Source organism: Rhodococcus sp. Chr-9 (assembly GCF_000801125.1).
Classification (GTDB): Bacteria; Actinomycetota; Actinomycetes; order Mycobacteriales; family Mycobacteriaceae; genus Rhodococcus; species Rhodococcus pyridinivorans.
In genome coordinates this window covers 1-1,919 of record NZ_JTIZ01000001.1, presented here as the reverse complement: position 1 = coordinate 1,919, position 1,919 = coordinate 1, and the positions used below count along the sequence as shown (strand labels likewise).

Sequence of the window (1,919 nt, the reverse complement as noted above, 5' to 3'; positions counted from 1 at the left end):
GCTTCACAGTCTCCCACCTATCCTACACAAACCGAACCGAACACCAATACCAAGCTATAGTGAAGGTCCCGGGGTCTTTTCGTCCTGCCGCGCGTAACGAGCATCTTTACTCGTAATGCAATTTCGCCGAGTCTGTGGTCGAGACAGCAGAGAAGTCGTTACGCCATTCGTGCAGGTCGGAACTTACCCGACAAGGAATTTCGCTACCTTAGGATGGTTATAGTTACCACCGCCGTTTACTGGGGCTTAAATTCTCAGCTTCGCGGATTGCTCCGCTAACCGGTCCTCTTAACCTTCCAGCACCGGGCAGGCGTCAGTCCGTATACATCGTCTTACGACTTCGCACGGACCTGTGTTTTTAGTAAACAGTCGCTTCTCTCTGGTCTCTGCGACCACCCCCAGCTCGGACCGCAAGGGCCGTCACCGGGCGTGGTCCCCCTTCTCCCGAAGTTACGGGGGCATTTTGCCGAGTTCCTTAACCACAGTTCTCTCGATCGCCTCGGTATTCTCTACCTGACCACCTGTGTCGGTTTGGGGTACGGGCCGTGTACCAACTCACTAGAGGCTTTTCTCGGCAGCATAGGATCACTGAATTCCCCTCAACGGGTACGCATCACCTCTCAGGCTGTATGAACGGCGGATTTGCCTACCATTCGCCCTACCGGCTTACACCAGGTACTCCATCACCTGGCCCAGCTACCTTCCTGCGTCACCCCATCGCTTGACTACTACAATCAGGGTCCCGTGCAGCCATCCCCACAGTTCCCGAAGGAACAGCGGAAACTTTTGGACGGTTAGCACAACTGATTCGCCATTGGGCGCGGATACACGGGTACGGGAATATCAACCCGTTGTCCATCGACTACGCCTGTCGGCCTCGCCTTAGGTCCCGACTCACCCTGGGCGGATTAACCTGGCCCAGGAACCCTTGGTCATCCGGCGGACGAGTTTCTCACTCGTCTTTCGCTACTCATGCCTGCATTCTCACTCGCGCAGCCTCCACACCTGGATCACTCCGGCGCTTCCACGGCTGCACGACGCTCCCCTACCCACCCACACCACTGCACACGTTCCCGCAGGAACGAATGGGTGTTGTGTGAGTGCCGCGGCTTCGGCGGTGTACTTGAGCCCCGCTACATTGTCGGCGCAGAACCACTTGACCAGTGAGCTATTACGCACTCTTTCAAGGGTGGCTGCTTCTAAGCCAACCTCCTGGTTGTCTCAGCGATCCCACATCCTTTTCCACTTAGTACACGCTTAGGGGCCTTAGCCGGCGATCTGGGCTGTTTCCCTCTCGACTACGAAGCTTATCCCCCGCAGTCTCACTGCCGCGCTCTCACTCACCGGCATTCGGAGTTTGGCTGATTTCGGTAAGCTTGTGGGCCCCCTAGACCATCCAGTAGCTCTACCTCCGGTGAGAAACACGCGACGCTGCACCTAAATGCATTTCGGGGAGAACCAGCTATCACGGAGTTTGATTGGCCTTTCACCCCTACCCACAACTCATCCCCTCAGTTTTCAACCTAAGTGGGTTCGGGCCTCCACGACGTCTTACCATCGCTTCACCCTGGCCATGGGTAGATCACTCCGCTTCGGGTCTAGAACATGCCACTACATGCGCCCTATTCGGACTCGCTTTCGCTACGACTACCCCACACGGGTTAACCTCGCGACATGCCACTAACTCGCAGGCTCATTCTTCAAAAGGCACGCCATCACCCACCACGAACTGAATCGTGCATCGGCTCTGACGGATTGTAAGCGCACGGTTTCAGGTACTATTTCACTCCCCTCCCGGGGTACTTTTCACCTTTCCCTCACGGTACTAGTCCGCTATCGGTCACCAGGGAGTATTCAGGCTTATCGGGTGGTCCCGACAGATTCACACCGGATTTCACGGGCCCGGTGCTACTCGGGTA

Annotated in this window: 1 rRNA gene; it reads right to left on the bottom strand. The window is 56.4% G+C overall.

Annotated features, from left to right (window positions below):
- Window positions 1–1,919 (bottom strand): 23S ribosomal RNA (locus QR64_RS00005); the annotation flags it as partial.